Origin of the sequence: Streptomyces sp. NPDC098781, from assembly GCF_044759995.1 — a bacterium.
GTDB lineage: Bacteria > Actinomycetota > Actinomycetes > Streptomycetales > Streptomycetaceae > Streptomyces.
In genome coordinates this window covers 572742-599264 of sequence record NZ_JBIWAK010000001.1, presented here as the reverse complement: position 1 = coordinate 599264, position 26523 = coordinate 572742, and the positions used below count along the sequence as shown (strand labels likewise).

The following is a 26523-nucleotide window of genomic DNA, read 5'->3' as shown; positions in this document are numbered from 1 at the left end:
CCTCCTGCGGGAAGTCGCGGACGCCGTGCCCGCCCACCGAGATCGACCCGGCGGTGACGTCCCACAACCCCAGCCAGGTTGGCGCAGGTCGACATGCCCGCTCCCGACTGTCCCACCAGCGCGACCGTCTCGCCGGGACGGATCTCGACTGCCCGGCCGTCACGGCATCAGCGCGACCAGCACCCGCTCCTCGAGGTCCTGCCACACGACGTCGACCTCGGCGAAGCCCGCCTCCCGGAGCGCGGCCTCGTGATAGTCGATGCCCGCGGAGGCCCACTTGCCCTTGGTGCCCTCCGGCCAGATCTGGCGTCGGGTGTCGACGGCCTCGCCCAAGGCGGGCACGGACTCCGCGCTCTTCCACCAGGTCCCCCAGTCCTCGGCGCCGCGGGCGAGCGCGGCGGACTGCCGGCGGGCGTTGACGGCGGCGCAGGCCCCCCTGATCCGCTTGTTCCGCGGCCCGGCCGGGAAGTAGTCGGCGTTGATCAGCACGCCACCGGGCTTGAGCAGAGTCGCGGCGGCGCGGTACACCGCGACCAGCTCCGGCGGGCCCAGCCAGTGCAGCGCGGTGCTGGACAGGACCGCGTCGAAGGTGCCTGGCCTGCCGTCCTCGTCGAGGGCGGTGACCCAGTCGGGGGTGCGCAGGTCGGTCCGGACCCAGCGAAGCCGGCCGCCGTGGTCCCCGCACGCACCCTGCCCGATCGTCAGGAGCACCGGGTCGACATCGACGGCGACGGCGCGTGCCCCGGGATACCGGCGCAGCAGCCGGTCGCTGATCGCGCCGGGGCCGCAGGCGAGGTCGAGCACGGCGGGGGCGGGTCCTGGGGCGAGTTCGCCGAGGAAGTCGAACATGACGTCGAAGCGGCGCTCGCGTTGTTCGATGTAGAGGTCCTGCTGCCGGTCCCAGCGGGTGAGCAGATCGGTCCAGGTGTCGGTGGGTTCGGCGGTATCGGTCATGGACTTCTCCAGGTTGCCGTGATGATCGGACGAGGGGCGGCCTGGGCCAGGCAGGTGACAGGCCACGTCGTGGCCGGTGTGGGCTGCGGGGCGGGGCTGCGGGGCGGCCAGCGAGATCAGGGGCGGTCTGGACTCGCAAGCCGCGACACGGTCCGGGCACCGGACGCGGAAGCTGCACCCGTCCCGGGCGGCCGGCGAGGGCAGCGGTCGGATCGCCGGCTCCTCGACGGGTCGCGGGCGATGCTGGGAGTTCAGCGCTGGTGCCGCGGCGAGCAGTTTTTTGGTGTACGGGTGCAGCGGTGCCACGGCGAACGTCGCGCTGCCGGCCTGTTCCACGACCCGGCCGCCGTACATGACCGCGATACGGTCGGCCAGCCGCTGCACGACGGCCAGGTCGTGGGCGATGAACAGGCACGCCAGCCCGAGCCGGTCCCGCAGTTCGGACAGCAGGTTGAGCACCCCGGCCTGGATGGAGACGTCGAGCGCCGTGACCGGCTCGTCGCAGATCAGCACGTCTGGTTCCAGAGCGAGGGCGCGCGCGATGGCGACGCGCTGACGTTGTCCACCGGACAGTTCCCCCGGGCGTCGGTCAGCGAGTTCCGGCCCCAGCCCGACGGTGTGCAGGAGGTGCTCGACACGGGCCTTCTGCTCGGCGCGGCTGCCAGTCTTGTGGATCCGCAGCGGTTCGCGGATCGCCTCGTGGACGCTCAGACGCGGGCTCAGCGAGAGCCCGGCGTCCTGAAAGACCATCTGACACCGGCGCCGCACGTCGCGCGCCGCCCGCCCCCGCGCCCGGTGCACGTCCGCCCCGGCGACCCGCACGGCACCGCGATCCGGTTCGAGCAGGCCGACCGCGGTCCGGGCCAGCGTCGACTTGCCGCAGCCGGACTCCCCCACCAGCGCGAGGATCTCGCCCCGCTCGACCCGCAGCGACACGTCGGTCAGCACCGGCCCGCCCCGTCCGCCCCGTCCGGGGTAGCCGACCGTCAATGCGTCGATCTCAAGCACGGGCGCCTCCGCGGGGCCGGGGTCGGACGGCCGCCTCGGCCGAGGGGTGGCGCGCACAGCGAGACCAATGGGTCTCACCCACCGGGTCCAGTGCGGGCACCTCGGCGGCGCAGCGGGGTTGGACGAGAGGGCAACGCGGCCCGAAGGAGCACCCGGCGACGTCGTCCGGTCCGGCGCCGGGCGCGCCGGGCAAGGTCACGAACGGAGTTCCGGGCGCGACGGCGAGGTCGGGCACGGCGGCGAGCAGGCCCTGGGTGTAGGGGTGGTCCGGCCGGGTGAGCACCCGGTGGGCCCGCCCGTGCTCGATGATCCGACCGGCGTAGGCGACGGCGACGGAGTCGGCGACCTCGGCGACGACCCCGAGGTCATGAGTCACCAGCAGGATGGCGGCCCCGGTCCGGTCGCGGTAGCGCCGCAGCAGGGCGAGGATGTCCGCCTGCACCGTGACGTCCAGGGCGGAGGTGGGTTCGTCGGCGATGAGCAGGCGCGGCTCGCCGGCCACCGCGATGGCGAGTTGGACCCGCTGGCGCATACCTCCGGAGAGTTGGTGCGGATAGCGCGGTGCGGCGTCGGGCAGCCCGACGGCGTCCAACAGAGAGGCGCGCCGGAGCCGGACCGCGGCCCGGTCCGTCGCGAAGCCGGACAGCCGGATGGCCTGATCGAGCGATGCGCCGACGGTACGCAGCGGGTTCAGGGCGGCCAGGCTGTCCTGGAAGACGACGCCGATCTCCCGCCCGTAGAGCTGCCGCAGGGCCGACTCCGGAGCCTCGATCAGGTCGAGCGTGCCGTCTGAGGTCCGCAGCAGAGCCGAGCCGCTCACCCGCGCCGATGGACCGAGCAGGCCCAGCGGCCCCAGCGCCGAGCTCGACTTGCCGCTCCCGCTCTCCCCCACCAGCGCCAGGATCTCCCCGGCCGCCAGGCGAAGGCATACGTCGGCCACGACCTGCCGATCGCCGTAGGAGACGTTCAGGGCCTGGACTTCGAAGACAGCGCGCTCCTGTGCGGACTCCGCACTCTCCTCTGCGGACTCCGCACGGTCCGCGGCGGGCCCGGCCGGGACGGGGGCCTTCACGGACGGGTCGGCCGGCTTCGGGCGCCGGCGCGGAACCCGCCGCCCGACGAAGAACGCCGACGGCCGTGCCCGGTCGCCGGTCGTGAGGTTCTCGCCCAGCAGGTTCGCCGCCAGCACGACCGCGGTGATGGCGATCCCGGGCGGATAGGCCAGCCACCACGCGGAGTCCAGGAAGGGCCGTGCCTCGACGAGCATCGCCCCCCATTCCGCGTCGGGTGGTGGGACGCCGAGCCCGAGGAAGCTCAACGACGCCACGGCCAGCACGATGATCCCGATGTCGGTGCTGGCGTAGACGAGGCAGGGGCCGATGGTGGCCGGGAGCAGGTGCCGCCCGACGATCCGGCGGCGGGGTGCACCGAGCACCCGCAGCGCGTCCAGGTGCACCCCGCTGCGGGCGCTGCGGACCTGGGCGCGAGCGATCCGCGCGTAAGGTGCCCACCCGGTGAGGGCGAGGGCCAGCACGATGTTCTCCGTGCCCGGCCCTCGGACACCGATGACGGCCAACGCGACCAGCAGACCGGGGGCGGCCATCGCGACGTCGGCCAGCCCGACCAGCATCCGGTCGAAGGCGCGGCCCACGTATCCGGCGGTGACACCGAGGATCACGCCGAGGGCGATCGAGAGCAGCAGCACGGCAGCCGTGACCGTCAGGGAGATCCGGGCCGCCTGGAGAAGCCGCGACAGTTGGTCGCGACCGAGCTGGTCGGTGCCGAGCAGGTGTTGTCCCCCGGGGGCCTGCAGTGTGGCGGCCAGGTCGTTGGCGGTGGGGTCGTACGGCATCAGCCAGGGGGCGCTCAGGCCGAGCAGGATGAATCCGACCAGGGGCAGGGCCGCGACCGTCGTTCGCTGGCGGCGACGGGACTGGGCCGTGCCGGCCCCACGCTGACGTCTGATCACCGCACGCTCCGGACTCGTGGGTCGACAAGGCCGTGCAGCGCGTCGGCGGCCGCGTTGGCGGCCACGATGGCGAACCCGAAGTAGGCGACGCCGCCTTGCAGGGCCGGCAGGTCCCGCGCTGCGACGGCCTGGGCGAAGTAGTCTCCGACCCCCGGCCAGCCGAAGATCTGCTCGACGATGACGGTGCCGACGAGCAGCCCGGCAACGGTGAACCCGGCCACGGTCAGTACCGGCCCGGCCGCGTTCGGCAGCGCCTCACGCAGCAGGATGCGGCGCGGCGAGGCACCCCGGGCCACGGCGGCCTGGATGTGGGGTGCGGCCAGTGCGTCGGCCACAGTGACCGCGACGACCCGGCTGAGTACCCCTGCCAACGGAAGAGCGAGGACGACCATGGGCAGAAGCCACGTGCTCGGTCCGGCCATGCCGCCGGTGGGTACCAGGCCGAGCGTCAACGCGAGGTAGAGCACCAGCAGATAGCCGAGCCAGAAGGGTGGGACCGCGGAGGCGGTAAGACCGACCGTACGCAGCGCCCCCCGTACGAACCGCCCGCGGGCGCGCACCGACGCGAGGCCGATGGCCAGACCGAGTGCCACACCGAGACCACCGCCGAGCAAGGCCAGCCCGAGGGTGACCGGCACGCGGCCGGCCAGCTCGGCGGTCACCGGCTGCCCGGTCCGGTACGACTGACCGAGATCTCCGGTGAGCGCGTTGCCGAGGAACCGGAGGTACTGCTCGGCCACCGGGCCGTCCAGGCCGAGCTCGGCGCGTACCGCCTCGATGTCCGCGGCGGTGGCGGCAGGCCCGATCCGGTCCACGGCCACGGCCCGGGCCGGGTCGCCTGGGGCGAGTTGGGCCAGGGCGAACGTCATCACCGACAGGGCGAGCAGGACCACGACGAGACCTGCCGCGCGGCGCAGCAGGAACCCCGCCACCGTGGCGCCGGTCCGGGGCGCACGTACCGCACGCCACGGACCGGTCGATGCGGACGTGCTCACCTCAGGCCGACGCCGTTGAGCTCGAGGTCGTACTCGGTGGTCGGGATGGCGAACCCGGTCACGCTGTCACGCACGGCCCACAAGCGCGTGCGGTAGGCGATCGGCACATAGCCGGCGTCGGCGTACAGCGCGTCGTAGAGCGCCTGGTATCTGGCCTTGCGGTCCTTCGGGTCGCGGGCGAACAGCGCGGCGTCGACCAGCCGGTCGTAGGCGCCGGTCGCGAACACCGGGGACTCGGCGCCCTCGGCGAGGAAAGCGACCGCCGTGCTCGACGGGTCGTACGGGGCACCGTAGGTCTCGAAGAACGCGATGTCCCACTTGCCGGCCGCTTTGTCCTCGTAGTAGGCGGTGTCGTCGACGAAGACGATGTCGGTGGCGATCCCGACCTCTTTAAGTGCCCCGGCCACCGCTTCGGCGCTGCCGCGGGCGTCCTGCATGCCGTTGGCGTTGGCGGACACCAGGAACCGCAGACGCAGCGGCTTGCCGTCCTTGCTGCGGGTGTCGCCGGAGCGGGTGTAGCCGGCGGCGTCGAGCGCCTTCTCGGCGGCGGCCTTGTCGAAGGTGAAGGTCTGGTCGGCGCCGGAGTCGGGGACGGCGGGCGGGAAGAAGCGCGACGCCGGCTCGCCGTAGCCGAGGTAGAGCGCCTTGATGAGGGCCTTGCGGTCGAGCGCCTTGGCCACCGCCTCACGGACGGCCTTGTCCCCGGCCGGGCCCTTCGGGTTGAACCCGAGCATGACCGTGACATCGGGCTCGCCGGTGATAAGCCGTGCTCCACCACCGCCCTTGCTCAACGACTTCGCCTCGACCGGGGTGATCGGGGCCAGATAGGAGCCGCCGATGACATCCAGCTCACCGTTGCGCAACGCGGCCACGCGCGACTGGGAGTCCGGTATGACCTTGAACTCCAGGCGGTCCAACAGCGGTTTCCGCCCCCAGTACGCGTCGTTCCGTTCCAGGACGGCACCCGTTGCGGAGTTGGAGACGAACTTCCACGGCCCGGTGCCCACCGGTGCGGAGAACTTCCCGCCGGCGCCGGCCGAGGCAGGGCTGAGGAAACGCACCGGCCGGGCGATCGACAGTTCCTGCAACAGGGGGTCGTACGGCTCGGAGAGCTTCAGCTTGACCGTGTCCGGGTCGACCACCTCGACACCGGTGATCACCTTGGAGGCACGGAAGAAGGCGAAGTCCTTCTTGCCGACCCAGCGGTCGAAGTTCCACTTGACCGCCTTGGCGTCGAACGCGGTCCCGTCGTGGAAGGTCACGCCGTCGCGCAGGTCGAACTCGACCGACTTGCCGTCCGGAGCCACGGTCCAGGACTCGGCCAGCTCCGGTTGCAGCTTCCCGTTGGGGCCATAGCCGACGAGCGCGTCGAAAACGCCGTCGAGGACGAGGAAGTTGGCGCTGAACGTATGCGGGTCCAGTGCCCCGGACTCGGAGGCCAGGCCGATACGAAGGGTCCCTCCTGCCTTCGGCGTACCGGCGTTCGGCTCGCCGGACTGGCAGGCGGTGAGGGTGAGCATGGCGGCGGCGAGACCGGCCGTCAGCGACCGGAACCGACCGGTCCGGGGGTGGCGGCGGGGAGGGCTCACGCGGAAACTCCAATCGTGCGGGCGGCGGCGGGCGTGCTCCCGGCGAGGCGTCGCGCATTCCTCACGGCGCCCGCCGCGCGGTGATGAGGAACTGCATCCGGGGGTCCACCTGGTGGCCCACCGCAGGATCGCGGGAAAGCTCCAACTCCGCGGCCTGGATCTCCGGCAGGTCACGGATCCGCACGTCGACGAAGCCCGCGTCGCGGACCGCCGCGGCGAAGTCCTGCGGATCCGCGGACTCCGCGAGCGTCAGCGCCTGCACCACATGGGGCTGGTAGGCGGAGCGGAACACGGCCCTGTCCGGCGTGTCCCGGGAGGTGTCGATCCCGTTCGCGAACCACAGCCCGTCGACGACGGCGAGATGCCCACCGGGCCGCAGCAGCTCGCGCCAGTTCCGCAGCGCCTGCACCGGTTCGCGCAGCGTCCACAGCAGGTACCGCGCGGTGACGGCATCGAAGGAGGCGGCGGGCAACGGCGGGCGCACGGCGTCCCCGACCCGGAAGACCGGCGGGTCGTCCAACTCCGCGGCCTTGGCGCGGGCGAGGTCCAGCATCCCCTCGGCGAGATCGACCCCGGTGACCCGGTGCCCCAACTGCCACAGGTGGACCGCGACCTGGCCGGTGCCGGTGCCGACGTCGAGCACGTCGGCCGGTGCCTGGGGCAGCGCCGAGGCCCAGACCTGCTGCCAGCGCTGTGTGGCCTCACCCATGTGCAGCCGGCTCGTCGGGTGCGCGTCGTAGTCGGGGCCGTGGCCGCTCCAGTACGACGTGATGGGTTCCTGCACGTCGGAATCGGTCATTCCGGCTGCTCCAGTTCCTCTTCCTCGGCGAGCTGCTCCAGGCCACCGACGGCCGGCAGCGCGTGCCTGATGTGGGCGACGTCCAGCGGGAGGGTCCTGTCCCGCGCGCCGGGCCGGTACGCCGGCGACGTCCTGCACAACGGAGTTCGCGCGGGAGGGCCGGTGCCGGCAGTCACGCTGACTCCTCGTCGAGCTGAGCGGCGAGCAGGCTGACGTAGCGGCCGTCGGCGGCGACCAGCTCGGCGTGGGTGCCGGTCTCGGCGACCCGGCCCCGGTCCAGGACGACGATCCGGTCAGCGGTGCGGATGGTGGACAGCCGATGCGCGATGACCAGCGTGGTACGCCCCTTCATGGCACTGTTCATCGCCGCGGTGACGGCCTGTTCGCTGGCGGCGTCGAGGTTGGACACCGCCTCGTCCATGACGAGGATCGGCGCGTCCTTGAGCAGCGCGCGGGCGATCGCGATGCGCTGCCGCTGCCCGCCGGACATCCTGGCGCCGAGCTCTCCGGCCACCGTGTCGTAGTCGTGGGGCAGCTCGGCGATGAACTGGTGCGCCTGGGCGGCCCGGGCAGCCGCCTCGACCTCCGCGTCGGTGGCGTCCGCGCGGCCGAGCCGGATGTTCTCCCGCAGGGACGTGTTGAACAGAAACGTGTCCTGCGGCACCAGTGTCATCAGCCGGCGCAGGTCCTCGGCCGGGAAGTCGCGCACGTCGTGCCCGCCGACCGTGATGGATCCGGCGGCCGCGTCCCAGAACCGCAGCAGCAGGTTGGCGCAGGTGGACTTGCCGGCCCCGGAGTGCCCGACCAGTGCCACGGTCTCTCCGGGGCGGATCTCGAAGGAGACGTCCTCGACGGCGGGCCGCAGGTCGTCGCGGTAGGCGAAGCCGACTCCGTCGAAGCGCACGACCGGCGTGATCGGGCCGGCGGGCGCGGAGTCGACCAGGTCGGTCACCGGGGGAGGCTGCTCGATCAACGTGACGATGCGTTCCGCGGCGGCGGCCACCACCGACAGCTCCCGGGCGACCTCGGTCACCTTGAGCACGGGCATCATCGACATCGCGGCCAGCACGACGGCGACGGGGAAGGCGGTGGCGGCCAGTTCGCCCTCGGCCACCAGGCGGGCGCCGAGCACCAGTACCACGAGGATGCCGACGAGGGCGATGGTGTCCGTCGCGGAGTATTCGATTCCGGAGCGCCGACCGTGCCGCGCCTTCGCCGCCACGAGCCGCGAGCCCTCCCGGCGCAACAGCTCCAGCCGCTGCTCCCGGCCACCGAAGTTGACCAGCTCGCGCAGGCCCTGGAAGGTGTCGGCGCTGTCGGCGCCGATCCGGCCGAGTGACTCGCGCAGGTCCCGGCCGTGCGCCTCGGCCCGGCGGCGCAGCCAGGCCGGCACCGAGGCGAGCACCAGCAGCACCGGCAGCAACGCCACCGCCAGTGACCAGTGGAAGCTGCCCAGTGCCACCGTGGTCGCCACCGGGATCGTGGTGGCGACCGCGAGCGGGCTCAGCGTGTGCGCGAAGAAGAGCTCGATCTGCTCGACGTCGGCGATCGCCGCCGATCCCAGGTCACCTGACCGGCGTTCGAGCATGTACCCGGGGGAAAGCCGCTCGAAGGCCGCGTACACCTTGCCGCGGGTGTCGGCCAGGGCACGGAAGGCGGCGACGTGGGCGAACACGCTGTCGGCCACGTTGAAGAAGGCGAGCGGCACGATGAGCACCGCCAACAGCACGATCCACCCGGTGAGTTCCCCGGCCGGGGTACCGGTCGCCGCGAGCGCGACCACGTACGCGCCGATCCCGGCCGAAGCGAGCGCGAGCAACTGGTGCACAGCGCCCGCGAGATAGGCGACGGCGATCAGCCTCCGGTGCTCCCCGAGCAGCGGCATGAGCACCCGCAGCCGGGCACTCAACGACCGCGGCCTCGGCCGCGCGCGATCCTCACCGCCGGTGTCGTGCAGGTGGTCGTGGTCGTGGGTGACAGCGGTCATCGCGTCGCTCCCGTCTGCGTGGCGACGAGCTCGGCGTACGCACCGGCTGAGCCGAGCAGGTCGGCGTGGCTGCCCGCCTCGACCACGAGGCCGCTGTCCATCACCACGATCCGGTCGGCGTCGCGGACCGTGGACAGCCGGTGCGCGATGACGACGCTCGTCCGGCCACGCATCAGCTCGGTCAGTGCCTGGGTGATCTCAGCCTCGTTCGCGGCGTCCACGCTGGACGTCGGCTCGTCGAGAACCAGGACCGGCGCGTCCTTGAGCAGGGCACGTGCGATCGCCAGCCGTTGCCGTTCGCCGCCGGACAGCTTCAGCCCGCGTTCACCGATCACGGTGTCGTAGCCCTGCGGCAGCGCGTGGATGAATTTGTCGGCACGAGCTGCCGCCGTCACCCGGTCCAGCTCCTCCGACCGCGCGTCCGGCTTGGCCAGCAGCAGGTTGTCCCGGACGGTGCCGTGGAAGAGATACGTGTCCTGGGACACGACGCCGACGAGTGCGCGCAGCTGTGCCAGCGGCAGTTCGCGGATGTCCCGCCCGCCGAGCCGAATCACACCGTCGTCGGGGTCGAAGTAGCGCATCAGCAGCGCGATCAGCGTGCTCTTGCCCGCGCCGGAACGGCCGACGACCGCCAGTCGCTCACCCGGCGCCACCGTCAGGCTGAAGTCCCCCAGGGCCGGCGCATGTCGCGTCGGATAGGTGAAGGAGACGTCCGAGAACGTCAGACCCGGCGGGTCCTCGGTGAGCGCGGGGGCCGCCGTGGCCGGCTCGGTCACGTCCGGGTCGAGCCGCAGCAGCTCCGCGACGCCGACGCTCGCCGGGATCGCGGAGTACGCGGCGTGGTAGGCGGCCTCCAGGTCGTGCATCGGCCGGAACGTCTCCCGGGTGAGCATGAGAATGACGAAGAGCCCGGCAACGCTGATCGAACCCCGGGCCGCGTGCCAGGCGCCGAGCGCGACCGCCGCGGTGGTCCCGATCGGCACCAGCAGCTGCGCGACGCTGGAGGAGGCGGCCCAGGACCACATGAGCCGGATCGAGTCCACGCAGAAAGCCTCGGCCCGGTCGGCCAATTCCCGTCCACGGCGCCCGCTGGCGTTGAACGCCTTGAGCGTCGCCATGCCTTGAACGGCGTCGAGGTTCTCGGCGTACAGGCCACGGTAGGACCGCATCCAGCGATCACCGCGATCCTTGATCCACCGCGCGCCGAGCAGCTGGGACAGCGGCGCCAGGAGGGCGCACACCAGCACGATGACACCGACCAGCGGGTCGATCACCATGATGCATGCCGATGCCGCGCCGGCTCCGAGCATGGACGCGTACACCGACGGCACGAAACGACCGATCAGGGGATCGAGCAGTTCCACCGAGTCGACGACGGTGGACTGCAGTTCTCCGGTGCGCAGTTGCTGAGCCTGACCCGGTCCGATCTCGATCAGCTTCGCCGTGAGCCGCTGCCGCACCGTCTCCTTCACCCGGCCGGAGACGCGGGGCGCCCAGCTGTCGCGGAGCACGATCACGGCGATCCGGGCGAGCTGCAGCGCCACGATCCCGACCACCGGGCCCGACAGTTCGCCCACCGAGGCGCCGCCGAGCACGTCCGCCAACAGCCCCGCGATCAACACGCCTTGACCGATGTAGGTGGCGGTGACGAGCAGAAGCAGGACGACCAGCCCGGCGACCTCGATCCGGGCGCGCTGCGAGAAGGACAGGAAGAGGCCAACCGCCGATCGCACGAAACATCCTCTCCGCCCGGGCGGGCTGGCTTCGTGGGACGCTCGGCCCCGGACGGAGGCTTATTGCAACCTCTTGGCAAGAACTAACCCATCGCCATGGCGCCGTCAAGCCTTCGAAGACATCAAGTTAAATGGTTGTCATTTTTGATTCTGCTCTACCGCCGCGACGAGCAGATGATGACGATCCTGCTGCCCAACCCCTTCCTCACCGACCGCCAGGAGGCCCTCGGCGCCCCCGACTTCAGCCGGTTCGCCGCGCGAGACGCGTTGCGGGCCGCCTGCTCTCCCCGCCTGCCGGCCCGCTCGACCGCACGGGCAAGGGCTTCCAGCACTGCGGTTGACCGCCGCCCGCGACTCGGCTACCCGAGCGGACAACCGGCCTCAACTCCATGCCGGACCAGCGACGGTCTCTGTCCGATCAGTCTCCTGATGACCGCGTTCAACGCAGTGTGGTCAGCACCAAGTCAGCACGGGAGCGCCGAAGGCAGGTGATGACGTGGGCTTTTGGTCAGCACGAAACCAGCACGGGCGTCAGCACTCCCCCGTCAAATGAGCCCGAAATGCGCAACACAGACAGGGTCTGTTCCGCCACCAACCAAGCTCACGGGATGGCCTTCCTAGCACTGGCATAGGGGCAACACGCACACCCCACCCCCGAACTATGTAGTCCCACCACATGTGCCCCTGACCAGCAGATTCCTACCGTGTGCGAACACACACCCGTCCCCACCGCACACGAGGAAGTGGCGCACATGGCCTCCGCTACAACCGCTCCCCCACCACCCGGGAATCTCAAGCGCATCGTCGCCGCAAGCCTCATCGGCACCACCATCGAGTGGTACGACTTCTTCCTCTACGGATCGGCCGCCGCCCTCGTCTTCAACAAGCTCTTCTTTCCCGGCTCCGACCCGCTCGTCGGCACCCTGCTGTCGTTCCTGACTTACGCCGTCGGGTTCGCCGCACGGCCGTTGGGCGCGCTGGTCTTCGGGCACTACGGTGACCGGCTCGGCCGTAAGAAGCTGTTGGTGCTGAGTCTGCTGCTGATGGGTGGGGCGACCTTCGCGATCGGGCTGCTGCCGACGCACGCGACCATCGGCTCCGCCGCGCCGGTACTGCTGACCGTGCTGCGGCTGGTGCAGGGCTTCGCGCTCGGTGGTGAGTGGGGCGGAGCCGTGTTGCTGGTGTCGGAGCACGGGGACGAGCGGCGGCGTGGCTTCTGGGCCTCGTGGCCGCAGACCGGGGCGCCGGCGGGGCAGTTGCTGGCGACCGGTGTGCTGTCCCTGCTGACGGCCCTGCTGTCGGAGAGCGCCTTCGTCAGTTGGGGCTGGCGGATCCCGTTCCTGCTCTCCGGTGTGCTGGTGATCGTCGGTTTGTGGATTCGTCTGTCTGTCGATGAATCGCCTGTGTTCAAGCAGGCGTTGGCACAAGCCGAAGCGCGGAAGGTGGCGCGCGCCGGATCTGCCGACACCACCGCCGCCGAGAAGCTGCCGCTCGTGTCCGTGCTGCGGCACCACTGGCGTGATGTGCTGGTGGCGATGGGCGCTCGTATGGCGGAGAACATCAGCTATTACGTGATCACGGCGTTCATCCTCGTCTACGCCACGACCTCGGCCGGCGTCTCCAAGCAGACGGCGCTCAACGCGGTCCTCATCGCCTCCGCCGTTCACTTCGCGGTCATACCCGGCTGGGGCGCGCTGTCGGACCGGATCGGTCGCCGTCCCGTCTACCTGATCGGTGCGGTGGGCGTCGGGCTGTGGATGTTCCCGTTCTTCCGGCTCATCGACACCGGTGGCTTCGGGAACCTGATCCTCGCGGTGACCGTGGGCCTGGTACTCCACGGCGCCATGTACGCACCCCAAGCCGCCTTCTTCTCGGAGATGTTCGCGACCCGGATGCGTTACTCCGGTGCCTCGATCGGTGCCCAGTTCGCGTCCGTCGCGGCGGGTGCGCCCGCACCGCTGATCGCCACCGCGCTGCTGAACGACTACGGCAGCTCCACCCCGATCGCCCTCTACGTCATCGCCGCGGCCGTCCTCACGGTGATCGCGGTCGGCGCCGCCAAGGAGACCCGCCACCGGGACCTGGCCGACGTAGACCCCTCGGAGGGGGCAGAGCCTCCGGCGGCCCGGGCGGCCGACGCACACTCCGTCTGACCCACCCGCGGCCCGCGCGGCCGAATGGAGGGAACCGACCCCCGTACGCCGCGGCGTGCGGGGGTCAGCGTTGTGACGGCGCCGACAACCGGTGCAGCCGCAGGGCCAGTTGGATCTCCAGGACTCGCGCCGGGGTCTGCCAGTCGGCACCGAGGAGGCGGCCGACGCGCTCCAGGCGCTGCGCGACCGTGTTCACATGGACGTGCAGTTCGTCCTTGGTGCGGGCGGGGCTCATCCCGCAGGCGAAGTACGCGTCGAGGGTCTGCAACAGATCGGTTCCGCGCCGTTCGTCGTAGGCGACGACCCGGCCGATCGTGCGGTCGACGAAGCCCGCGATGTCGCGGTCTCCGCCCAGCAGCAGTCCCAGGAACCCGAAGTCCTCCGCGGCGGCGCCGTCCCCGGAACGGCCGAGCAGACCCATCGCGTCGAGGCAGCGCCGGCTCTCCTCGTAGGCGGCTGCCACGGCGTCCGGTCGGGCGGCCAGGTTCTTGACCGGCCCGGAGGCGCCGACGGTGACCGCCTCGTGGACGGCCGTGCCGAGGTGGCGGGCTGCGCGGCGGGCAACCGCGGTGGCCGTGTCCCCCGTCTCCAGGGGCAGAAGCAGCACCGTGCCGCCGTCGCGGGCGACGGCCAGGCCGTGCCGGGTCGCGGCCAGGTGGGACGCGGCGGACCACAGTCGCCTGCGGGCGGCGGCCTCCTGTTCGGCGTCGTCCGCCACGGTGTCGAGGCGGGCGGCGAGGACGACGTGGGTCGCGTCGAGGTCGGCATGGAGCCGCGCCGCTCGTTCACGCAGCAGCCGCGGGTCGCGGTCGCGTGCGTCGAGCAGGTCGTCCAACAGCTCGCCCCGGACGCGCTGTTCGGCCTCGGCCGCGGAACGGCGGGCGAGGAGCAGCAGCGAGGTGACCGTAGCGGCTCGTTCCAGTGTGCGCTGGTCGACGGGGTCGAGGCCGGGGTGGCCTCGCAGGACCAGGGCGCCGAGGAGTTCACCGCCCGCGACTACGGCGGCGATCCAGTCGTCGGCGTACCGAACGGCGTGACCCTCGGCACGGGATGCCTCCAGGGCTTCGGCCGGTGCGGTGGCGGCCTCGACGAACTCCACGACTCCGTCCAGGACTTGGGAGACGGCGGCGGCCACGTCGTGCACCCCACCGCCGTGCAGTACGAGTTGGGCGAGCCGGTCGTGCACGTCGGAGGCGCGTTCGATGACTCCGCTGCGGTCCTGGATGATCTCGTTGGCGCGCTCCAGCTCGGCGAGGGCCGAGCGGGTCTCGGTGAGCAGGTTGGCGGTGTCGATGGCGGCCGCGGCGAGGGCGGCGAAGGAGCCGAGCAGGGCGACCTCCTCGCGCTCGAAGACCCGGGCGCGCCGGTCGGCGGCGAAGAGGACTCCGATGACGTGGTGCCCCAGCATCAACGGCACGCCGAGGATGGCGACCAGCCCCTCGTCGCGCACACCGGCGTCGATGGACAGCGTGTGCTGGAAGCGGTCGTCCTTGAAGTAGTCGTCGGTGACGTAGGGGCGGGCGGTCTGGGCGACGAGTCCGCCGAGCCCCTCCCCCATGCCGAGCCGTAGTTGCTGGAAGCGGGCGGCGACCGAGCCCTCGGTGACCCTCATATAGGTGTCGCCCCTGGCCGGGTCGTTGAGGCTGAGATAGGCGACGTCGGTGCCGAGCAGCGATCGGGCGCGCTGCACGATCGCCTGGAGTACGGCGTCCAGGTCCCGCAGGCCCGCCAGGTCGTGGGCGGTCTCGAAGAGGGCCGACAGCTCGGCTTCGCGCCTGCGACGCCCCTCCAACTCGGAGCGCACGCGCAGCGCGAGCAGCTTGGCCTGTTCGAGGGCTACGATCCACTCGGTGGATCTGCCCTCGGCACGGGCGAGCAGCACCGGCTGCTCGTAGGCTTCGGCGGACGCACCCCTGGCCAGCAGCTCCAGGAACGGCGTCTCGGCGCTGCTCAGGGACGCTTCGGCAGCGGCCGGGAAGCGCTCTGCGGGTTGCACGTGATCGCGAGACATGCCGACAGGATTGCTCATCGCACCGCCAGCCCGTCAGCCCTGTGGATAACTGCGAAATTCCGCCAGCCCCGGCCGGTCAGTGCGCGGTCCAGCCACCGTCGAGCACCAGCGAGGTGCCGGTCACGAAGGACGCCTGTGGGCCGCACAGGTACGCCACGGCCTCGGCGACCTCCTCGGGTTCGATGAGCCGCTTGACCGCGCTGTCCTGCAACAGAACCTCGGACAGGACCCGCTCCTCGGGGATGCCGTGCGCTCGCGCCTGGTCGGTGAGCTGCTTCTCGACCAGTGTGGTGCGCACGTAGGCGGGGTTCACACAGTTCGAGGTGACGCCATGTGGTGCGCCCTCGAGAGCGGCGGTCTTGGAGAGTCCCTCCAGACCATGTTTGGCGGCCACATAGGCCGACTTGAAGGCTGAGGCGCGCAGCCCATGTACGGAGGACACATTGACGATCCGCCCCCACCCCTGCCCATACATATGGGGCAGGGCACCACGGATGAGCCGGAACGGCGCCTCCAGCATCACCGTGAGAACCGTGTGGAAGACGTCGGGCGGAAACTCCTCGATGGGGCGCACCAGTTGCAGCCCGGCGTTGTTGACGAGGACGTCGGTGCCGGCGGCGGCGAGTTCCGCGGCGTCCAGGTCGGTGAGGTCGAGGACATGTGGTTCGACGCCACCCGCCAGGCCCCGGGCCCGATCGCCGAGCCTCTCCAGGCCCTCCGCGTCCAGGTCGACCGCTCTTACCTTGGCCCCGGCGGCCGCGAGCCGCAGCGCGCAGGCAGCGCCGATGCCACCGGCGGCGCCGGTGACCAGGGCGGTGCGACCGCCCAGGTCGAGCGGGGAAGGCGAGGAGGAACCTGGAACAGGCTGGGCGGTGAGCGGGGTCATGGCTCGACCCTAGGCAGCGCCCCCGCCGGGCCACATATGGTCAAAACCCATACTTCAGTCCGAGGTCATGGGCTCGAACCACGTGGGTTCATCGGACAGGGCCTGCTTGATCCGGAAGATCTGGCGCTCGCTCATGGTGGGCAGCGCGTCCACCGCGAACCAGCCCACCTCCACGGACTCGTCGTCGTTCACACGCGCCTCGCCACCGACGGCCCGGCAGCGGAACGTGATGTCCATGAACTGGCAGTGGTCGCCGTTGGGGAACGTGATCTCATCGCCGGACTTGACGAGGACGACCCGCTCGGCGACGCACTCGACACCCGTCTCCTCGTACACCTCGCGAACAGCACAGACCGCGGGCTGCTCACCGGGGTCGGGGATGCCGCTGATCACCGTCCACTGGAGGTTGTCCGAGCGCTGCCCCAGCAGAACCCTTCCCTCGTCGTCGAAGACGACGGCGCTGACCCCGGGAAGCCACAGCAGCTGGTGACCGGCAGAGGCCCTGATCGTACGAATGAAGTCGGGAGTAGCCATGTCACCGACCCTAACGGCCGGGCGGCGGCGCCCCCGGCGAGTTCCAGGAGCGTGCTGCGGGCGTACGGCTACATGTCACCGGCGCGTCGCGCGCGCAGGCCCGCGCCGATCGCCCAGCCGAGACCGCCTGCGGCAACCAGCACCAGCGCGATCTCCGGCAGGATGCCAAGGCGCGTGGCGGGCGTCTCGGAGGAACGCAGTGGGACCTTCTGAACGAGCGAGTCGGCGACGAACATGCCCGTCCGCTGGGTGATCCTGCCGTCCGGCATGATGATCGCGCTGACGCCGCTGGTCACCGGCACGGTGACGGTCCGGCTGTGCTCGACGGCGCGGACGCGGGACATGGCGAGCTGCTGGTAGGTCATCTCGCTGCGGTCGAAGGTGGCGTTGTTGCTCGGTACGGAGATCATCTGCGCGCCGTCGGTGACCTCGGAGCGCACCGCCCAGTCGAAGGCCGCCTCGTAGCAGGTGACGAGGCCGACCTTGGCGTCGTCCATGGTGAACACGCCCGGCTCGCTGCCCCGGCTGAAGTCCTTGCGGACCATCGAGGTCCAGTTCTCGTTGATCGCCCCGACCAGCGAGCGCAGCGGCAGGTACTCGCCGAACGGCTGGATCTGCCGCTTGTCGTAGGTGTCGACGGGACCCTTGTCCGGGTCCCACAGGATCTGCTCGTTGAGCAGCTTGCCGTCACGCTCCACAACGCCACCCACCGATATGGGCGCACCGATCGCCTTGGCCGCCGTGTCGATCACGACGCGGGCGTCGGCGTTGGCGAAGGGATCGATGTCGGAGGAGTTCTCGGGCCACAGCACGAAGTCGGGCTGCTCGACCTTGCCCGCCTTGATCTCGGCGGCCAGACGCTCGGTCTCACGGGCGTGGTAGTCCAAGACGGCCCGCCGCTGGGCGTTGAAGTCCAGCCCCGCCCGCGGCACGTTGCCCTGGATGACCGCGACGGTCGCCGTGCCGTCCTCGGCCTTGTCGCTGACCAGCGGCCGGGCGGCCACCGCGCCGACCACGGGCACGGCCACGCTGAGCAGGGCGACGGCCGCGGCGGACCGCTGCACGGCCCGGGTGCGCCGACGCTCCAGGACGAGACGGACGACCTCATACAGCCCGAAGCCGCACAGGACCACCGCGAAGCCGAGTACGGGAGTGCCGCCCACCGCGGCGAGCGGCAGGAAGACGCCGTCCGCCTGTCCGAACGCGATCTTGCCCCAGGGGAAGCCGCTGAACGGCGCACGCGCGCGTGCCGCCTCACCGGCGATCCACAGCGCCGCCGCCCATACCGGCCAACCCGGCAGTCTCGACACCACTGCGACTCCCGCGCCGACCAGCGCGACGAAGACCGCCTCGATCGCGGCGAGCGCGAGCCAGGGGCCGGGACCCACCTCCACGCCGGTCCACACCAGCAGCGGCAGCAGAAAGCCCAAGCCGAAGAGATAGCCGAGGCCGAGGCCCGCCTTCCAGCTGCGTCCGCGCAGCACCCAGCCGAAGACGGCGAAGGCGGGCAGGGACAGCCACCACAGGGTGCGCGGCGGGAAGCTGACGTAGAGCAGCACTCCGGAGAGCGCCGCGGCTAGGGCCGGAACCAGCCGCACGAGCCGTGCCGCGCGCGATGTGGGCACGGTCTGCGGCTCCAGCTGGTCCGACTCGTCCACGGAGGTTGCGGTGACGGTCACTCCGGGAGTGTACGGCGGTTGACCTTGACACCGACAGCGCGGTCCGTGGGCAGAGAGGTTTAGTACAGAGGGACCCGCCACATGATGTGGCGGGTGGTCACACCCCCTGGGGGAATGACCGGGCGCCCATCCCGCCGGCCGCCTTCTGCCGATCATCTGTGCCCAGTCTTCGAAGGCCGTCGTCCCGTCCCCTCGGCCACCCCTCGCCTCTGAGGTGACGTATCGATCCTGCACGAGACGTCCACAATCCGACCATAAGCCGTTACGGTATGCCGGAGCCTCAGTCGTGGCAGCCGGTCAGGTCCGGACGGCCGGGGCCCGTCACAGGTCGGGGGACCGGGTTCGGGGGGCGGGGTGGGTGTCGCGGGGATGACGTCTGCGGCTGGTCCAGGCGAGGACAGCGACAGACGAAACGTTTCTGATGCGGCCGGCGTAGTGGTGCTGGGGGCATGCGCCGCCTGGTCGCTGATCTCTGCTGCCGTGCACGACGGCCGCCCTGAGGGTGTGCTGCTCGCGATCCTCGCCGTGGCCGCCGGCTATGCCGCCGGGCGGATCAGCGGAGCGCTGCTGCCGGTCGCCGCGCCCTGCGCCGGAGCCCTGGCCGGAGTGACCCTGACGATGGCCGTCCCCCACATGTCCCCCGGCCCCCAGATCGTCGCGCCGCTGGGCCACGCCGGGGCCACCGCCGCGGTACTGACCCTCTCAGCCGGCGCCGCCTGCTGCGCCGCCTGGGCTGCGTCGACACCTGTCGTCCGCCTCGGCCTGCGTCTGCTGGCCGCCGGGATCGTGGTGATCGCAGCGGTCCTGGGTTCTACCAGCGGCTTCGTCACCTGCTCCGCCGTCCTGCTGTGCTCCCTCGCCGCCGGCCACCTCCGCCATCGGGGGGTGGGCATCGCCGGACTCGCCGTGGCCGCGGCCTCGGTCACCGGCCTGACGTGGGCGGTCGCCGGCAACGTGGTGCCCGGCGGACTGCTCGCCTGGCTGGAGGGCCAGCTCACGCGACACCGGATCCAGTTGTGGCACGACGCGCTGCACCTGGCACGCACAGAACCGGCCCTCGGCGTGGGCCCGGGGCGCTTCGGCGAACTGAGTACGACGGCGACCGGAACGCTGTTGTCCGACGGCAAGCCCCATTCGGCACCCTTGCAGCAGGCGGCGGAACAGGGGGTCGTCGGCGTGCTGCTGCTGGCGGCGGCCTTCTGCTGGATGTTGTTCGCTCTGTGGCGCACCGCCCGTCCCACCCCTGTCGCGCTCACCGCGGGCGCGGCGCTCACGGCCCTGGCGGCGATCGCGGCGGTGGGCAACGCTCTCAGCTTCACTACGGTGTCGGTGGGCGCGGGCCTGTTGGCCGGGCTGGCGACAGCACGCCCGATGGCGGTCGAAGCGTCACATGCGGAGAAGAACGTACGCGCGCGTGGCGATCAGCCGACACCATGACCGGCAGAGACGAAGGCCCCCACGAGCACCATGGTTCGCAGCACCACGAGCGGACGCACCGCAGTGTCTCCGGGCCACATGGGCCCACACACCATGGGCCCACGCACCACAGGTGGGCTCGAACACCATCGGAAGCGATGAAGGCCGTTCCTCTACCTACACCCCTACCTACATCCCTGGATCTGCCCAGTTCCCCTGAGGCTTCCCAGACCCACCAGCCCCGCAGATCTCAGAGCGCCGTGTCGGCCGCCCGCGACCGCAGCCGATCCCTGATGACCCCTACTGCCGCCTCCGCGTCATCCACGGTCACCGTGAACGTATGGCCGTCCCACAGCCGCAGCACCAAGCCCTCACCCCGCCGTACGACGACGGCGGTGCCCTTCTCCGGACGCCACCGGTAGCCCCAGCCACCCCAGTGGCGCGGAGTGACGAGCGGGATGAAATCGGCACCCACGACCTCGGACAGTGGGATCCGGCGGCGCGGCACACCGATGTGGCCGCAGCGCACCTCAAGGCATTCCTGGTCGACCTTCAGGGCGACATGCACGAACGCCAGGGTGCCGAAGAGGACCAGCAGTCCGGCCGCGATGCAGCCCACGACGGCCATGACGAGAGGGGCGACGCCGCCCGTCCACGGCGAGTCGACTGCCAGCTCGATCCCCAGCGCCATACAGGCGGCACCGACGAGCGCGAGCAGCCACTGGACCCGGTTGGTCGCCCGCCCGGTCCAGACATCGGGATGCGGCTTGCCGCCGTGGGGGTGGTCCCTCATGGCTATGAGGTTACTCAGGATTCGCTGCGCTGGTACCGCGTCGCTGAGGGTAACTGCGCCGACCGGACCACTGCGGATCGCGGTAGTCCGCTCCCCTACCTCCTGTCACCGCAACCCATGACCTCCGGTCACCGCGCGGGAGCGATCACCTGAAGGAGGCGGCCTTCCTCGTAGGCGAGCGCGGGCTGGGGCAGGGTGCCCTCGCGGCCGCTCAGCAGCACGGTGAGGGTGCCGTTCGGCCCGGCGGCGGGGGCGGGCTGCTCGCCGAGGCGGCGCAGCGCCTGCGCGGCAACGGCACCCGCGGAGCCGTGCAGGACCAGCGGGGGGAAGCCGGGACGCTGAACGGCGGTGCGGATGCGCTCGGCGACGAGTTCGTAGTGAGTGCAGCCCAGGACGACGGTCGTCACGTCCCGTGGGGTCAACGCGGCGGCCGCGGCGACCGCGACCTCGATCGCCGCGTCGTCCGCGTGCTCGACCGCTTCGGCCAGGCCGAAGCAGGGCACCTCGGTGACTGTCACACCGTCGGCGAAGTCGTTGATCAGTCCGCGCTGGTAGGGGCTGCCGGTCGTGGCGGGGGTGGCCCAGATGGCGACAGGGCCACCGCCTGCTGCGGCCGGCTTGATCGCGGGAACGGTACCGATGACCGGGATGCCGGGCTCGAGACGGTCGCGCACGGTGGGCAGCGCGTGCACGGTCGCGGTGTTGCAGCCGATGATCAGGGCGTCGGGCCGGTGCGCGGCCGCGGCGTCGGCGACGGCCACGGCACGCTGCGTGAGGTCTTCCGGAGTCCTGGGACCCCAGGGCATGCCGTCAGGGTCGAGTGAGAGCACGAGGTCCGCGTCGGGTCGCAGCCGCCGTACCGCGGCCGTGGCCGCCAGCAAGCCGATTCCGGAGTCCATCAGCGCGATCTTCACCCGGCCACGATAGACGATGGCCCCTCGTCGGCCGGTCGGGTGGGGCAGACTGCGCACGTGAGCGCCATCGCGTGGACCGCCGCCGCGTCACTCGCCGCCTGGCTGTGGCTGCTGCTCTGTCAGGGCTTCTTCTGGCGTACGGATGTCAGACTCCCACCGCGGGCGCAGCCGAACGACACCGATGTCAGCCTCCGACCACGGGTGCAGCCCGGCGACGCCGATGTCAGCCCCTCACCCCGGGCGCAGCCCGACAACACCGATGCCCCACTCCCGCGACCCCCGCAGCCCCACAAGTGGCCGTCGGTCTGCGTCGTCGTACCGGCGCGCGACGAGGCCGAGGTTCTGCCGATGAGCCTGCCGTCGCTGCTCGCCCAGAGCTATCCGGGGCACGCGGAGATCTTCCTGATCGACGACGGAAGTTCGGACGGCACCGGAGAGCTGGCGTGCGAGCTCGCGCGTCGGCACGGCGGGCTGTCGCTGACGGTGGACTCCCCCGGCGAACCGCCCCCGGGCTGGACGGGCAAGCTGTGGGCGGTGCGGCACGGGATCGCGCTGGCACGCGCGCGTGGCCCCGAGTACCTGCTGCTCACGGACGCCGACATCGCGCACGCGCCCGACAGCCTTCGGGAGCTGGTCGCGGCCGCGCGCACCGGGGGCTTCGACCTCGTCTCGCAGATGGCGCGACTGCGCGTGGAGAGCCTGTGGGAACGCCTGGTCGTGCCGGCGTTCGTCTACTTCTTCGCGCAGTTGTATCCGTTCCGCCGGATCAGCGGGAAGGGGACGCGGACAGCGGCCGCGGCGGGCGGCTGCGTTCTGCTGCGGGCCGATGCCGCCGAGCGGGCGCGGATTCCGGACGCCATCCGGCACGCCGTCATCGACGACGTGGCGCTCGCGCGCGCAGTCAAGCGCGGCGGCGGGCACATCTGGCTGGGGCTGGCCGAGCGGGTGGACAGTGTGCGCCCGTACCCGCGGCTGGCCGATCTGTGGCGGATGGTCTCGCGCAGCGCCTACGCCCAGCTTCGGCACAATCCGCTGGTACTGGCCGGGACGGTCGCCGGGCTCGCCCTGGTGTATCTGGTGCCGCCTGCCGCCTTGGTGGTGGGTCTGGCGGGTGGGGATACGGCGACGGCGGTGGCAGGCGGTCTCGCGTGGCTGGTGATGACGGGGACGTACGTACCGATGCTCCGCTACTACCGCCAGCCGCTGTGGCTCGCTCTGCTGCTGCCGTTCACCGCGTTCCTCTATCTCCTGATGACGGTCGATTCCGCGGTGCAGCACTACAGGGGGCGTGGTGCGGCGTGGAAGGGCCGCACCTACGCGCGTCCGGACACGGTGGCCGACGAGGGCTGACTACTTGCGGCCGGGGGTCCAGTTCATGCCCCACCCGTAGGCGTAGTCGACCGTGCGCTGTGGGCTGACGCCGCGCTCGGGCACCAGGTAGCGGGCTTCGCGCTGGACGACCAGGTCGTCCCCGGTGTTCGTGATCAGGGCGAGGGCGCACACGGTGGAGGGAACCGTGCACTCGTCGAGGGAGAAGTCGACGGGGGCGCCGTGCTGCGGGGTGAGGGTGACCGTGGCGTGCAGGTCGGCGAAGGAGCGCGCGCCCTCGTAGATGGTCACGAAGATCAGGATGCGCCGGAAGGCACGCTGGTGGTCGAGGTTGATGGTGAGGTTCTCGCCGCTCGCCACGGCCCCGGTGCGGTCGTCGCCGTCGAGGTGGATGAACGGCGGCTGGTGCAGGGCGCCGTAAGCGTTGCCGAGGGACTGGATCACCCCCTTGCTGCCGTCGACGAGCTCGTACAGGGCACACAGGTCGAGGTCGAGGTCGTTGTGCATGGCGACCGGACGGCCCAGCTTGCTCGCCCAGCCGGAGAACTGCTTGCGCACCTCCCAGTTGAGGTTCACACGCATCGCGCCCGAGGTGCCGCCCTGCTTGGTCAGCGACACGGAGGGAGACGCCTTCGTGAGCGTCACCTTGCTCAGGCTCACCGGCGGCGCCTGCGGCGGAGGCGGGGCAGTGGGGGCCATGGCGGGCGGCGGAGGCATGGTCGCCGGGGGCGTCACCGGCGGCGGTGTGGTCATCGCGGGGGCCGGTGCGGGTGCCGCCTGCTGGGGTTCGTCGACCGTGATGCCGTAGTCGGTGGCGAGGCCCTCCAAGCCGCTGCTGTAGCCCTGGCCGACGGCGCGGAACTTCCAGGCGCCCTGGCGGCGGTAGAACTCGCCGAGCACGAAAGCGGTTTCGATGTCGGCGCCCGTGCTGTCGAAGCGGGCGACGGCCGTGCCCTGGGCGGCGTCCTTGACCTCGATGTAGAGGCCCGGCACCTGACCGAACGATCCGCCGTCGGAGGAGGCGGCGAGGATGACGGTCTCGATGGCGGGCTCCACGCGCGCGAGGTCGACGAGGAGGCTGTCGGTCACCTGGCCGCCGGCGTCCCGCTTTCCCTCGTGCCGGACGGCGCCGGAGGAGTGCGTCGGCTGGTTGTAGAAGACGAAGTCCCCGTCGGAGCGAACCTTTCCGCCGACGAGGAGCAGCGCCGAGGCGTCCGCGTCGGGCACGCCGGGTCCTGAACGCCAGCCCAATTCGACGCGAAGTGTCGCCGTCGGCACGGGAACATTTGATCCCTTCGACATTGTCATGTCCGCCCCCATCACCTGATCACCGCGCCAGGCATGTCCCGGCAGCCCACTGGGTTCTTCTACACGGTCAACCTATTCCCCGCGACATCACAGTCCTACGAGGGGCACCGAATCACCGGTGGTCAACCTGCGGTAACCCACCCGGAGCTCGGCATTTACAGGATCTCAACGCCGATTGGCGTCCCTTTTTGCCAAGTTCGCTCGCATTGGGGATCCAGCGTCACTGCGGACACATAAAACAACCCTCTTATCGGTCTCCCCAACCAGCACATCGTGGGCTTACCTTATGTGCCATGACCTCCCCCCGCTCCACCTATGGCGGCGGCTACTACTCCGCCTCCTTCCCGGACACCCCGATCTACGACAGGCTCGTCGCCGAGCGGGGCACCCCGCAGATCGCCCCGATCCGGGTCCCCGCCGCCTACGACATGCCGGGCAGCCATCTGCCCGCGCTGCCGTCGGCACTGCCCGCCCTCCCGGCCGCACCGTCCCAGCCCTCCTACGGCTACCCGCAGGCCCCGCAGCCCGCTCCGCTGCAACAGGCGCCCGCGGCCTACATCCCGCAGCAGGCGGGCGCGCCGCGCGGCTACCCGGGTCCGCAGGCGCAGCAGCCCCGCCCGGTGGCCCCCGGCGGCATGGGCTACGAGGCGATGCGCCCCGCGGCTCCTTATCAGGACCCGTACAACAACCAGCAGTACCGCGGCTACTGATCCGTTCTCCTGGGGGTTGTCCGCGCCACCTGGCACGATGACCCCATGGGGTACGCACAGCTGCACTCGATCCACGTTCATCCGGTCAAGGCGTTCCGGGGCACGGCGTGCCCCGACGTCGTCGTGGAGCCCTGGGGGCCGGCCGGAGATCGACGCTGGATGCTGGTGGACGACGGGGGCAAGGTCGTTACGCAACGCCAGCAACCACGTCTCGCGCTGGCCGCCGCCGAGTTGCTGCCCGGCGGCGGCGTCCGGCTGACCGCGCCCGGCATGGACCCGCTGACCGTGCCGCTGCCGCGCACGGACGGCACGCTGGCGGTGGAGATCTTCCGCGACAAGGTCGAGGGCATCCCCGCCGAGGACGACGCCGTGCACGCCTGGTGCAGCGCGTACCTCGGCGCCGACGTGCGCCTCGTGTACATGGCCGATCCCGCCACGAGCCGGCCCGTGGACCCGGAGTACGCCCTGCCGGGCGAGACCGTCAGCTTCGCCGACGGCTACCCCCTGCTGCTCACCTCCGCCGCCTCCCTCGACGCCCTCAATTCCCTGATCGCCCAGGGTGATCACGCGGACGAGGGCCCGCTGCCAATGAACCGATTCCGGCCGAACGTCGTCGTGTCGGGCACCGACGCCTGGGCCGAGGACGGCTGGTCGCGCATCAGCATCGGCGAGGTCGCCTTCCGCATTCCCAAGCCGTGCGGCCGTTGTGTCGTGACCACCACCGACCAGGCCAGCGCCGAGCGCGGCAGGGAGCCCCTGCTCACCCTGGGCCGACACCGCCGCATGGGCGGCAAGCTCGTGTTCGGCCAGAACCTCGTGCCCCTCTCCCGAGGCACGATCCGGGTCGGTGACCCGGTCACCGTTCTCGGCTGAGACCGGCTGAAAGTGAGCCCCACGGGCGACGGACGGGCGGGAACCGCAGCCGGGTGCCCGCACGTTGGGCCTTTCGTGAAGGGTTCGTGAGAGGCACCGGACGCAGGTGATTTCGCTCTCTCTTCGGCGGTGCTCGCGGGTGCACGGCTCCGCCACGGGTTATCACGGAGCGGGAAGGGGGTGGCCGGACGATGCGGGCGATCAGCGGACTCTGGCGCTGGCGGCACAACCCGCTGCGCCGTGCGACCGACCTGGCCGAAGCGTGGGTCGCCCTCGCGGCCCTGCTGCTGGTTCTGGCCGTGATGCCGGTGGTGGGCTCCCTGACCGGCACTCTCGCCCAGGACGCCCTTCAGCAGTCCGTACGTGAACAGCGCGCCTCCCGGCAGCTGGTGACGGCGACGGTGGTCCGCAAGGTGGACGGCTCACCGCTCGACGTGGACCCGGAGGCGGCCGCCGGCCGGGACATGCGCACCCGGGTCGTGGCCGACTGGACCGCCCCGGACGGCACCCCGCGCCACGGCCGGGTCATGGCGAGCCTCGACAGACCGCAGCCGGGCGACCGGTTCCGGATATGGACGGACCGGCAGGGTCGCCCCGCTGCCCGCCCGCTGGACCCGGCCACGGCGTCGACGCACGCCGTGCTGGCCGGCTTCGGTGCGGCGCTGCTGGCGGCAGCTGTGATCGAGGGCGGCAGACGGCTGATCGTCTGGCGCATGGTCCGCCGCAGGTACGAGCGTTGGGACCAGGCCTGGGACAAGGCGGGCCCGGACTGGGGCCGGACCGGCGCCGGCAGCTGACGGCCTTCCCGCTCTGGTCAACCCACCGCCCGCGCGCACGCTACGGTGGACCGGCCGAACTCATCGGCAGCAGAACCCGCGTACTC

21 protein-coding genes are annotated in these 26523 nt (G+C 71.3%); 6 read left to right on the top strand and 15 right to left on the bottom strand.

The window, feature by feature from the left end:
• Positions 1–159: 159 nt before the first annotated feature.
• The 8 genes from ACIQWG_RS02655 to ACIQWG_RS02620 form a co-directional block, all read right to left on the bottom strand.
• The gene (locus tag ACIQWG_RS02655; RefSeq protein WP_404089434.1) at positions 160–1962 is read right to left on the bottom strand and encodes an oligopeptide/dipeptide ABC transporter ATP-binding protein; all 1803 of its coding nucleotides are present in this window, start codon (positions 1960–1962) and stop codon (positions 160–162) included.
• Complete coding sequence (locus tag ACIQWG_RS02650) at positions 1955–3931, bottom strand: dipeptide/oligopeptide/nickel ABC transporter permease/ATP-binding protein (RefSeq protein WP_404089432.1); 1977 nt, start codon at positions 3929–3931, stop codon at positions 1955–1957. Before ACIQWG_RS02650 ends, ACIQWG_RS02655 begins: the two co-directional genes overlap by 8 nt.
• Positions 3928–4926 (bottom strand): ABC transporter permease, encoded by a 999-nt coding sequence (locus tag ACIQWG_RS02645; protein WP_404089431.1) that lies wholly within the window; start codon positions 4924–4926, stop codon positions 3928–3930. The genes ACIQWG_RS02650 and ACIQWG_RS02645 overlap by 4 nt, the downstream gene beginning before the upstream one ends.
• Positions 4923–6515 carry an ABC transporter substrate-binding protein gene (locus ACIQWG_RS02640; RefSeq protein WP_404089430.1) on the bottom strand — a complete coding sequence of 531 codons (1593 nt, stop codon included), beginning with the start codon at positions 6513–6515 and terminating at the stop codon, positions 4923–4925. Before ACIQWG_RS02640 ends, ACIQWG_RS02645 begins: the two co-directional genes overlap by 4 nt.
• Before the next feature lie 61 nt (positions 6516–6576).
• Positions 6577–7314 (bottom strand): class I SAM-dependent methyltransferase, encoded by a 738-nt coding sequence (locus ACIQWG_RS02635; RefSeq protein WP_404089428.1) that lies wholly within the window; start codon positions 7312–7314, stop codon positions 6577–6579.
• The gene (locus ACIQWG_RS02630; RefSeq protein ID WP_404089427.1) at positions 7311–7490 is read right to left on the bottom strand and encodes a hypothetical protein; all 180 of its coding nucleotides are present in this window, start codon (positions 7488–7490) and stop codon (positions 7311–7313) included. Before ACIQWG_RS02630 ends, ACIQWG_RS02635 begins: the two co-directional genes overlap by 4 nt.
• The gene (locus ACIQWG_RS02625) at positions 7487–9301 is read right to left on the bottom strand and encodes an ABC transporter ATP-binding protein (RefSeq protein ID WP_404089425.1); all 1815 of its coding nucleotides are present in this window, start codon (positions 9299–9301) and stop codon (positions 7487–7489) included. The genes ACIQWG_RS02630 and ACIQWG_RS02625 overlap by 4 nt, the downstream gene beginning before the upstream one ends.
• Positions 9298–11034, bottom strand: a complete 1737-nt coding sequence (locus ACIQWG_RS02620) for an ABC transporter ATP-binding protein (RefSeq protein WP_404089423.1) — start codon at positions 11032–11034, stop codon at positions 9298–9300. Before ACIQWG_RS02620 ends, ACIQWG_RS02625 begins: the two co-directional genes overlap by 4 nt.
• Before the next feature lie 752 nt (positions 11035–11786).
• On the opposite strand from ACIQWG_RS02620, the gene ACIQWG_RS02615 reads away from it, so the two are divergent.
• The gene (locus ACIQWG_RS02615) at positions 11787–13187 is read left to right on the top strand and encodes an MFS transporter (RefSeq protein WP_404089421.1); all 1401 of its coding nucleotides are present in this window, start codon (positions 11787–11789) and stop codon (positions 13185–13187) included.
• A 64-nt stretch (positions 13188–13251) separates the two neighbouring features.
• Here ACIQWG_RS02615 and ACIQWG_RS02610 read toward each other — a convergent pair whose 3' ends face one another.
• The 4 genes from ACIQWG_RS02610 to lnt form a co-directional block, all read right to left on the bottom strand.
• On the bottom strand, positions 13252–15198 hold the full coding sequence (locus tag ACIQWG_RS02610; protein WP_404089419.1) for a helix-turn-helix domain-containing protein: 1947 nt from the start codon (positions 15196–15198) through the stop codon (positions 13252–13254).
• A 76-nt stretch (positions 15199–15274) separates the two neighbouring features.
• A complete protein-coding gene (locus ACIQWG_RS02605) occupies positions 15275–16084 on the bottom strand; it encodes a 3-hydroxybutyrate dehydrogenase (protein ID WP_404089418.1) in 810 nt (269 codons plus the stop codon).
• A gap of 54 nt (positions 16085–16138) precedes the next feature.
• Positions 16139–16618 carry an NUDIX hydrolase gene (locus tag ACIQWG_RS02600; protein WP_404089416.1) on the bottom strand — a complete coding sequence of 160 codons (480 nt, stop codon included), beginning with the start codon at positions 16616–16618 and terminating at the stop codon, positions 16139–16141.
• 68 nt (positions 16619–16686) lie between these two features.
• A complete protein-coding gene (gene lnt / locus ACIQWG_RS02595; protein WP_404089414.1) occupies positions 16687–18297 on the bottom strand; it encodes an apolipoprotein N-acyltransferase in 1611 nt (536 codons plus the stop codon).
• Between the two features lie 369 nt (positions 18298–18666).
• On the opposite strand from lnt, the gene ACIQWG_RS02590 reads away from it, so the two are divergent.
• A complete protein-coding gene (locus ACIQWG_RS02590) occupies positions 18667–19734 on the top strand; it encodes an O-antigen ligase family protein (protein WP_404089413.1) in 1068 nt (355 codons plus the stop codon).
• A gap of 229 nt (positions 19735–19963) precedes the next feature.
• Here ACIQWG_RS02590 and ACIQWG_RS02585 read toward each other — a convergent pair whose 3' ends face one another.
• Together ACIQWG_RS02585 and ACIQWG_RS02580 are read right to left on the bottom strand one after the other, a co-directional pair.
• Complete coding sequence (locus tag ACIQWG_RS02585; RefSeq protein ID WP_404089411.1) at positions 19964–20506, bottom strand: hypothetical protein; 543 nt, start codon at positions 20504–20506, stop codon at positions 19964–19966.
• A gap of 128 nt (positions 20507–20634) precedes the next feature.
• Positions 20635–21420, bottom strand: a complete 786-nt coding sequence (locus ACIQWG_RS02580) for a glutamate racemase (RefSeq protein WP_404089409.1) — start codon at positions 21418–21420, stop codon at positions 20635–20637.
• Between the two features lie 39 nt (positions 21421–21459).
• On the opposite strand from ACIQWG_RS02580, the gene ACIQWG_RS02575 reads away from it, so the two are divergent.
• Positions 21460–22770, top strand: a complete 1311-nt coding sequence (locus ACIQWG_RS02575) for a glycosyltransferase (protein WP_404089407.1) — start codon at positions 21460–21462, stop codon at positions 22768–22770.
• Here the strand turns inward: ACIQWG_RS02575 and ACIQWG_RS02570 are convergent, their stop codons facing one another.
• Positions 22771–24051 (bottom strand): TerD family protein, encoded by a 1281-nt coding sequence (locus ACIQWG_RS02570; protein WP_404089405.1) that lies wholly within the window; start codon positions 24049–24051, stop codon positions 22771–22773.
• Positions 24052–24350: 299 nt separating this feature from the next.
• Here ACIQWG_RS02570 and ACIQWG_RS02565 point away from each other — a divergent pair, with 299 nt between their 5' ends.
• The 3 genes from ACIQWG_RS02565 to ACIQWG_RS02555 all read left to right on the top strand — a co-directional run bounded on the left by ACIQWG_RS02565 (position 24351) and on the right by ACIQWG_RS02555 (position 26437).
• A complete protein-coding gene (locus ACIQWG_RS02565) occupies positions 24351–24767 on the top strand; it encodes a DUF6643 family protein (RefSeq protein WP_404089403.1) in 417 nt (138 codons plus the stop codon).
• A gap of 45 nt (positions 24768–24812) precedes the next feature.
• Positions 24813–25640 carry an MOSC domain-containing protein gene (locus ACIQWG_RS02560; RefSeq protein ID WP_404089401.1) on the top strand — a complete coding sequence of 276 codons (828 nt, stop codon included), beginning with the start codon at positions 24813–24815 and terminating at the stop codon, positions 25638–25640.
• A gap of 191 nt (positions 25641–25831) precedes the next feature.
• A complete protein-coding gene (locus ACIQWG_RS02555) occupies positions 25832–26437 on the top strand; it encodes a hypothetical protein (protein ID WP_404089399.1) in 606 nt (201 codons plus the stop codon).
• The last annotated feature ends 86 nt before the right edge of the window (positions 26438–26523 follow it).

Bases quoted from the DNA above. Each gene is read 5' to 3' on its own strand.
- ACIQWG_RS02635 (WP_404089428.1), bottom strand. From the start codon at position 7,314: ATGACCGATTCCGACGTGCAGGAACCCATCACGTCGTACTGGAGCGGC.
- ACIQWG_RS02625 (WP_404089425.1), bottom strand. From the start codon at position 9,301: ATGACCGCTGTCACCCACGACCACGACCACCTGCACGACACCGGCGGT.
- ACIQWG_RS02615 (WP_404089421.1), top strand. From the start codon at position 11,787: ATGGCCTCCGCTACAACCGCTCCCCCACCACCCGGGAATCTCAAGCGC.
- ACIQWG_RS02610 (WP_404089419.1), bottom strand. From the start codon at position 15,198: ATGTCTCGCGATCACGTGCAACCCGCAGAGCGCTTCCCGGCCGCTGCC.
- ACIQWG_RS02605 (WP_404089418.1), bottom strand. From the start codon at position 16,084: ATGACCCCGCTCACCGCCCAGCCTGTTCCAGGTTCCTCCTCGCCTTCC.
- ACIQWG_RS02600 (WP_404089416.1), bottom strand. From the start codon at position 16,618: ATGGCTACTCCCGACTTCATTCGTACGATCAGGGCCTCTGCCGGTCAC.
- ACIQWG_RS02590 (WP_404089413.1), top strand. From the start codon at position 18,667: ATGACGTCTGCGGCTGGTCCAGGCGAGGACAGCGACAGACGAAACGTT.
- ACIQWG_RS02585 (WP_404089411.1), bottom strand. From the start codon at position 20,506: ATGAGGGACCACCCCCACGGCGGCAAGCCGCATCCCGATGTCTGGACC.
- ACIQWG_RS02570 (WP_404089405.1), bottom strand. From the start codon at position 24,051: ATGTCGAAGGGATCAAATGTTCCCGTGCCGACGGCGACACTTCGCGTC.
- ACIQWG_RS02565 (WP_404089403.1), top strand. From the start codon at position 24,351: ATGACCTCCCCCCGCTCCACCTATGGCGGCGGCTACTACTCCGCCTCC.
- ACIQWG_RS02560 (WP_404089401.1), top strand. From the start codon at position 24,813: ATGGGGTACGCACAGCTGCACTCGATCCACGTTCATCCGGTCAAGGCG.
- ACIQWG_RS02555 (WP_404089399.1), top strand. From the start codon at position 25,832: ATGCGGGCGATCAGCGGACTCTGGCGCTGGCGGCACAACCCGCTGCGC.